The organism is Nonomuraea sp. NPDC004580, assembly GCF_040609855.1.
Lineage (GTDB): Bacteria > Actinomycetota > Actinomycetes > Streptosporangiales > Streptosporangiaceae > Nonomuraea > Nonomuraea salmonea.
Genome location: NZ_JBEXLH010000004.1, coordinates 247460 through 254191 on the forward strand (window position 1 = coordinate 247460; position 6732 = coordinate 254191).

The 6732-nt window shown below is 73.3% G+C and carries 10 protein-coding genes; 5 read left to right on the forward strand and 5 right to left on the reverse strand.

Annotated features, from left to right (window positions below):
- Positions 1-2 precede the first annotated feature (2 nt).
- Entirely contained in the window at positions 3-917 is a 915-nt protein-coding gene (locus ABZW11_RS08370) for an NmrA/HSCARG family protein (RefSeq protein ID WP_355414028.1), read from the reverse strand.
- A gap of 128 nt (positions 918-1045) precedes the next feature.
- On the opposite strand from ABZW11_RS08370, the gene ABZW11_RS08375 reads away from it, so the two are divergent.
- Entirely contained in the window at positions 1046-1609 is a 564-nt protein-coding gene (locus ABZW11_RS08375; protein ID WP_355414030.1) for a TetR/AcrR family transcriptional regulator, read from the forward strand.
- Here the strand turns inward: ABZW11_RS08375 and ABZW11_RS08380 are convergent.
- Positions 1593-2435, reverse strand: coding sequence for an NAD(P)H-binding protein (locus ABZW11_RS08380; RefSeq protein WP_355414032.1), 843 nt, complete (start codon positions 2433-2435; stop codon positions 1593-1595). The two genes, ABZW11_RS08375 and ABZW11_RS08380, sit on opposite strands and share 17 nt — an antisense overlap.
- A 357-nt stretch (positions 2436-2792) precedes the next feature.
- On the opposite strand from ABZW11_RS08380, the gene ABZW11_RS08385 reads away from it, so the two are divergent.
- Both ABZW11_RS08385 and ABZW11_RS08390 read left to right on the forward strand, forming a co-directional pair.
- Positions 2793-3470 carry a hypothetical protein gene (locus tag ABZW11_RS08385; protein WP_355414034.1) on the forward strand — a complete coding sequence of 226 codons (678 nt, stop codon included), beginning with the start codon at positions 2793-2795 and terminating at the stop codon, positions 3468-3470.
- Between the two features lie 169 nt (positions 3471-3639).
- Complete coding sequence (locus ABZW11_RS08390) at positions 3640-4152, forward strand: N-acetyltransferase (RefSeq protein WP_355414036.1); 513 nt, start codon at positions 3640-3642, stop codon at positions 4150-4152.
- Between the two features lie 40 nt (positions 4153-4192).
- Here ABZW11_RS08390 and ABZW11_RS08395 read toward each other — a convergent pair whose 3' ends face one another.
- Complete coding sequence (locus ABZW11_RS08395) at positions 4193-4360, reverse strand: hypothetical protein (protein ID WP_355414038.1); 168 nt, start codon at positions 4358-4360, stop codon at positions 4193-4195.
- A gap of 95 nt (positions 4361-4455) precedes the next feature.
- Here ABZW11_RS08395 and ABZW11_RS08400 point away from each other — a divergent pair, with 95 nt between their 5' ends.
- Entirely contained in the window at positions 4456-5034 is a 579-nt protein-coding gene (locus ABZW11_RS08400; protein ID WP_355414040.1) for a dihydrofolate reductase family protein, read from the forward strand.
- A gap of 7 nt (positions 5035-5041) precedes the next feature.
- Here the strand turns inward: ABZW11_RS08400 and ABZW11_RS08405 are convergent, their stop codons facing one another.
- Positions 5042-5824 (reverse strand): SDR family oxidoreductase, encoded by a 783-nt coding sequence (locus ABZW11_RS08405; protein WP_355414042.1) that lies wholly within the window; start codon positions 5822-5824, stop codon positions 5042-5044.
- A gap of 103 nt (positions 5825-5927) precedes the next feature.
- Here ABZW11_RS08405 and ABZW11_RS08410 point away from each other — a divergent pair, with 103 nt between their 5' ends.
- Entirely contained in the window at positions 5928-6533 is a 606-nt protein-coding gene (locus tag ABZW11_RS08410) for a TetR family transcriptional regulator (protein ID WP_355414044.1), read from the forward strand.
- A 6-nt stretch (positions 6534-6539) separates the two neighbouring features.
- Here the strand turns inward: ABZW11_RS08410 and ABZW11_RS08415 are convergent.
- Positions 6540-6732 (reverse strand): hypothetical protein (locus ABZW11_RS08415; protein ID WP_355414046.1); only part of this gene is annotated, 193 nt, incomplete at its 5' end.

The following is a 6732-nucleotide window of genomic DNA, read 5'->3' on the forward strand; positions in this document are numbered from 1 at the left end:
CGTCAGGCCAGGTTCTTCCCGGCCCACTCGGCGAAGGTCGTCATGGGGATGCCGAAGCCCTTGGCGTACTCGGGCCTGGCAGGCTGGCTCCTGACGTTCATGTACGCGTGCGAGATCCCCATGTCCGGCATCCCGGCAGCCTTCGCCTCCTCCACGGTCATGTCGGGAGCCGTCAGCGGGGCGCCCAGCACGCGGGAGAGGGTCGCGGCGATCTCCGTCATGGACAGGAAGTCGCCGCACAGCTCCAGCTCGACCTGGTGGAAGCGGTCCGGGTCGGCGATGGCGGCGGCGGCCGCGGTGCCGACGTCCTCGGTGTCGATGAGCGGCACGCGGGTGTCCGGCTTGAGCAGGCTCACCAGGCCGCCCTCGACGCCACGCGGGAACAGGAACCGCATGGACGGCAGGAAGTTCACCATGAAGAAGGACGGCTTGAGAATCGTCCAGCGGGGGAAGCCGGCCGCGCGCAGCCGGTCCTGGATGGCGGCCTTGGCCTCGATCGGGGGCTTCAGGGCGCTCCAGCGGCCTTCGGTCCAGCCGGGGATGTCGGCCTGGTGACCGGCGCCGGTGACGGAGGTGTGCACGAACTGCGCCACCCCTGCGGCCCTGGCGGCCTCGATGAGGTTGACGCCCATGCGCACCTCCTCGTCGAAGTCGGCGCCGGCGGCGGTGAAGGGGGGCATCTGGACGGAGAAGACGGCGCGGGCGCCCTCGGCGGCGCGGACTACGGAGTCGCGGTCGCCGAGGTCGCCGGTGACGAGCTGGGCGCCGAGCGCCTCGATGGCCTTGGCGCGTTCTGCGGCGGGGTCGCGCACGAGGGCGCGGACGGGGACGCCTGCGGCGAGCAGGGCGCGGGCGGTGGCGCCGCCCTGCCTGCCGGTCGCGCCGGTGACCAGGACGGGTGCGGTGGATGCGGACATGATGCTCCTCATGACGTACGGGAAATGGCGGGGCCCGCCGTTTCCTCTTGCGGTACGATATGGCGGCCCCCGCCACTTAGCAACCCGAAACGGCGGGGCCCGCCACTTAGGAAGGGGGAGACGACGCCATGCCCGAACGTCGGCGCGCAGACGCCCGGCGCAACTACGCGCGGATCCTCGCCGTGGCCGAGCAGGAGGTCGACGCCCACGGCGCCGCCGCCTCACTCGAGCAGATCGCCCGCGTCGCGGGCGTCGGCTCGGCCACCGTGCGCCGCCACTTCCCGACCCGCCGCGCCCTGCTGCAGGCGGTCTCCCACAAGCGCATCGACGCCCTGTGCGAGCGCGCCGACGAACTGGCCGGCAAGGACGACGCCCGCGCCGCCCTGCTCGAATGGCTGAGCGACCTGCTCACCTACTGCGTGGCCGCCCGGGGACTGGCGGCCGCGCTCGTCTACGACGGCGAGAGCGAGCCGGTGCACCACAACTCCTGCTCGACGCGCATCGAGGAGGCCGGCGAGCCGCTGCTGCGCCGGGCCGTGCAGGACAAGGCGGTGCCCGGTGACGTCACCGTCTCCGAGCTGGTGGCCCTGATCATCGGCATCGTCCTGACCACCGAGCACCGCCCCGACTCTCAGGCGGCGGCGGAGCGCCTGTTCACGTTGACCGTGGCCGGCATCAGCCCTCGGCTCTGAAGTCGCCGGCGTGGTCCCGCGCCCATGTCGCGAACGTGCGGGCGGGGTGGCCGGTGAGGCGTTCCACGGTGTCGGTGATCTGGGCCGGCGTCCGGTCGCCGGCCCGCCAGTAGTCGAGCAGGGCGTCGGCGTAGTCGCCAGGCAGGTACGCCTCCATCTCCTGCTTCCATGCCTCCCGGGTGACGTGCTTGACGCCGATCGGCCGGCCGATCACCTCGGCGAGCTGGTCGATCTGCTGGGTGAAGGTGAGGGACTGCGGGCCGGTCAGGTGGAAGTGCCGGCCCTGGTGGCGCAGGTCGGTGAGCACGGCTGCGGCCGCCGCGGCGATGTCGCGCTCGTGGATGGGGTCGGTGTGCGCGCCCGGGTAGGGCAGGCCCAGCGGGTCGCCCTTCCTGATCGGCCACGCCCAGGCGCTCGCGTTGCTCGCGAACGAACCAGGGCGCAGGAGCGTGATGGTGAGCGGGGACGTCAGGAGCGCCGTCTCGACGTCGAGGTGCGACCTGGCCAGCGGGTCGTCGGCCGCGCCCGGAGCCAGCACGGACGCCGAGGACAGCAGGACCACGTGCTCGACGCCCGCCTGCTTGGCGGCCGCGATGAACCGGTCGACGTGGGCCGGCTCGGCGTACAGGAAGACCTGGCTGACGCCGCGCAGCGCGGCGGGGAAGGTGGCCGGGTCGGCGAGGTCGCAGGTGACGGCCGTGACGCCGCCGGGGACTTGGAGGGCGCCGGGATTACGGGAGGCGACACGTACGGGGAGATCGGCCTGGCGCAGCAGGGTGACCAGATGGGTGGCGACCGCGCCGCGGCCTCCGGTGACGAGGATCATGGAACGAGTCCGATCTGGGAGCATGCCGCCGGACGTGTCCTGACCGGTACCGCCGGTCGCTGCGAAGAAGGTGGACATGGCGAAGCACGCTCTCCGTCGAGAGATTCAGGCAGCCGCGCCTGTGGGGCTGCCGTGCCGGCCGGATGTCCCGACGCGCTCACCGAGGAGCGCTGCACCTTACGCCGCAGAACGTACCACAACCCCGCACCACGCCTCGTATGTGTCGCGTACCTCGACGCAACGCCTCAGACCTGTCACGCCACCCACCTCGGCGCTGCTGCCGCCGGGCCGTGCCACGATCCCGGCCCGCCAGTCACCCTCGCTGTACCGTCGCTGTACCGTCGCTGTACCGTCGCTGTGCCGTCGCTGGCGAGCTGCCTGGTGTCGGCCGCGCTGCTGCGGTTCCGGCTGGCCGAACGGCCGGGCCGTGATCCGGCCGGCGGGTCGACGGTGGGGCGGACCTGGCGCGTCAACCGCGAGCTGCTGCGCCGGCCGGATGTCCGTGCGCTGCTGTGGGCTCAGTGGGTGCCGCCCGCGCTGGTGGTGGGGGCCGAAGGGGTGCTGGTCCCGTACGCGGCTCGGGCCGGGGCGCCGGATGCGGCCGGTTGGTTGTTCACCGCTGTGGCGCTCGGCATGCTCGCCGGGGATCTGGTGATCGGGCGGCTGGTCGCCCCGCGGCTGAGGGAGCGGCTGGCGGGGCCGCCGGCGCTGCTGCTCGGCGGGCCGCTGCTCGGGTTCGCGGGCTCGCCGGGACCCGTCGTGGCGGGGGTGCTGCTGAGCGTGTCGGGGTTCGGGGTGGCGTATCAGCTGGGGCTGGCCCGGCGGTTCCTCGCGGTGGTGCCGGAGGCGATCCGGGGGCAGGCGTTCGGGCTGGCGCTGACCGGGACCATGACGTGGCAGGGGCTGTTCGCGGCCGGTGGCGGGGCGCTGGGTGAGGTGGTGGCGCCCGGCTTCGTCGTCGCCGCCGCGGGCGCGGCGTCCGTGCTGGCCGTGACGGGCCTGTGGCGCGTGCTCACCTCACGCGGGATCGGATGATAGGGTGCCTTTCGATCGTGAGAGGGGAGGTGAGGTTGATGACCGCGGCGAAGATCGCTGCCCTGGGCAGCGCCCGGACCGACCTCACATCCCGGGCCCCGGTCCGCCCGCAGGCCTGAGCCGGACGGGCCGACCTCGTCGGGGCCCCTTTCTCACAAGGGTTCTTACGTTGTCTCATTCCTGGATCACCCGTCCCGAAGGCGCCGGTGACGTCGCCGCCATCCGCGACATCAACCTCGCCGCCTTCCCCACCGCCCACGAGGCCGACCTCGTCGAAGGGCTGCGGGCCGACCCGCAGGCGTGGTTGCCCGGCCTGTCCTGGCTGTCCGAGACCCACGGAGGCGAGCCCGCCGGGTACGCGCTGCTCACCCGCTGCCACGTCGGCGGCGAACCCGCCCTCGCTCTCGGCCCGTGCGCCGTCCTGCCCGAGCACCAGCGGCGAGGAGCCGGCGGCGCCGCCATCAGGGCCGCGCTCGATGCCGCCCGCGAGCAGGGCGAGAACCTGGTGGTGGTGCTCGGCCACGCCGAGTATTACCCGCGCTTCGGCTTCACCCCGGCCTCCGGGCACGGCATCCGCCCGCCCTTCGACGTCGAGGACAAGTACATGATGGCCCTCGCCCTCGACCCCGGACGGCCGGTCCCGACCGGCCTGATCCGCTACGCGGCGCCGTTCGGCGTCTGATCCATCCATCCGGCGGCCCCCAGCCCGGCTGGGGGCCGCCTCATCCCATGCGGATGGGCCCTGCGAGCATCGGCCGCCGCAGGAAGTCCTCGGCGAACGGCACGCCGGTGACCTTCGCGGCCACCGCGAGCTGACGGCGGCGGCGGAGCGCCATGCCGGCGATGTCCGGTGAACGTCCCTCCCGCGCCCTGGTCGCACGGGCGTGCACCGGTGAGGATCGGCGGAGCCCGGCGGCGATGAGTTCCGGGCCGATGCGTGGTCTGCAAGGACGAACCCGATCGCCCGTACGCGAGGAGCAGCGCCGTGACCGTCACCTACACCTTCGACGTCTTCAGCAGTCTCGACGGTTTCGGCTCGGCGACGGCCGACTGGAGCGGCTACTGGGGCAAGCAGGGCCCCGAACTGCTGGATCATCGCCTGGCCTGCTACAGCGAGGATCAGCGGATGGTGTTCGGCGCCACCACCTTCCGCGCGTTCGTCCAGATGCTGGCCGGCGCCGCCGACGACGCGGACGTACGCGACCCGTGGGTGCGGCGGATGTGCGACCTTCCCGCGACCGTGGTCTCCGGCACCCTCGCCGAGCCCCTCGACTGGCGGGACGCGACCGTGGAGCGCGGCGACGCCGTCGAGGTCGTCCGGCGGCTGAAGGAGGAGTCGAAGGTGCCGCTGCGCTCGCACGGCAGCCTGGCGATGAACCGGGCGCTGATGGCGGCGGGCCTCGTCGACCGGGTGCAGGTGACGATCTTCCCGGTCATCACGGGGCGGACGGGGGCGTCCCCGATCTTCAAGGGTGCGGCGGACTTCGATCTGGAGCTGCTGGAGTCGCGTACGCTCGACGGCCGCATCCAGGAACTCGTCTACCGCCCTGCCCTGCACACCTGACCGGTGCTCAGGCCAGGCTCTCACCGCCGTCGACGGTGATGACCTGGCCGGTGACGTAGCCGTTGGCCATGCAGAACAGCGCCGCGGCGGCGGCCTCCTGCGCGGTGCCGAAGCGGCCGAGCGGGGCGCTCTGCCCGGCGGCGGCCACGCCCTCGTCGGAGTCCAGGCCGGGCAGCGAGCGCAGCAGCGGGGTGTCGATGTGGCCGTAGCGGATGGCGTTGACGCGTACGCGGGCGGCGGCCAGCTCGACGGCCAGAGCCCTGGTGAGGATCTCCACGCCGCCGGCGACGGCGAGCGGGGCGGTCATGGCGGGCATGGGCCGGGTGACGAGGATGCCGGAGCTGAAGGTGAGCGAGCCGCCGGCGGGCAGGCGGGTGGCCGCGGCGCGGGCGGCGGCGAAGGGCCGCCACAGGCCGTCGGCGAGGGTGGCGCGGATGTCGCCGGGCGGCAGGTCGGCCAGCGGGCCCACGCCGCTGATGCCGCCCGCGGTGAGGTAGACGTGCTGCACCTGGCCCGCCCGCTCGAACGCCTCGTCGAGCGTGCGCTCGTCGCCGGCGTCTCCGGCCACGGTGAGCACGTCGTCCTCGCCGCCGGGTGCGACGGCCCGTACGTGCTCCGCTGCGGCCTTGAGCTTCTCGGCGTCGCGGCCGAGGAGCACGACGCGGGCGCCGACCGAGCGCAGCAGGGCGCCGGCGGCCAGGCCGATGCCGGAGCTGCCGCCGATGAGCAGCGCGGTGGCGCCGGCCAGCGAGGCGGGCAGCGGCGTGCGGACGGGAACGGGTGAGGTCATGGGGATGCCCTTCCAGGCGAAATAAACCAACCGGATGTTTTTGTCCAAGGCCGATCCTGCCCGCAGGAGGCACAAGAGTCAACCGGGTGGTTTAATTCCTCGCATGGCCTACGACGCGGAGGACACCAGACGGCGCATCTTCGAGGCCGCCACGGCCGAGTTCGCCCGCTACGGCCTGGCCGGCGCGCGGGTCGGCCGCATCGCCGAGGAGGCCAGGGCCAACAAGCAGGCCATCTACCTCTACTACGGCAGCAAGGAGAAGCTGTTCGCCGCCGTGGTGCGGGCCAAGCTGGAGGAGGTCAGCCGCTCGGTCTCGATCGACCCGGGCGCGGTGGCCGAGTCGATCGGCCAGATGTTCGACTGGTACCAGGAGCATCCCGACCTGATCAGGCTGCTGCTGTGGGAGGCGCTGGAGGCGGGCGGCGCCGGCGCGGGCGACGCCGAGCGGCGGGAGGCGTTCCGCGGCAAGGTGCGCTTCCTCGCCGACAGCGGCGTGGCGCCCGAGCGGAAGCAGGCCGAGTGCGTACGCGCCGGCCAGGACCTGCTGTTCACCCTCATGGGGCTCATCGCCTGGAACTTCGCGGTGCCCGGGATGTGCCGGGCGGTCCTGGACGAGGACGACGAGTGCGCCGCCTACGCCCGCCGCCGCCGGCACGTCATCGACACCGCCCGCCTGCTCACCTCCGCCTACGCCCGCAGCCTCTCCTGACGGGGGTCAGGCACCGAGCAGGCGGGGCGTCCAGCGGCGTACGGCGGCCGTCACCTCCTCGGTGAGGTACTGCCGCAGGGTGTCGTCCGGCACGCCGGCCGGGCCGATGAGCGTGCCGGTGGGCAGGTCGGCCGTGGCGGCGGCCACGACGGCGGCGGCCGCCTCCGAGGCCGGGCGCTTGACGCCCTGCTGGACCTGC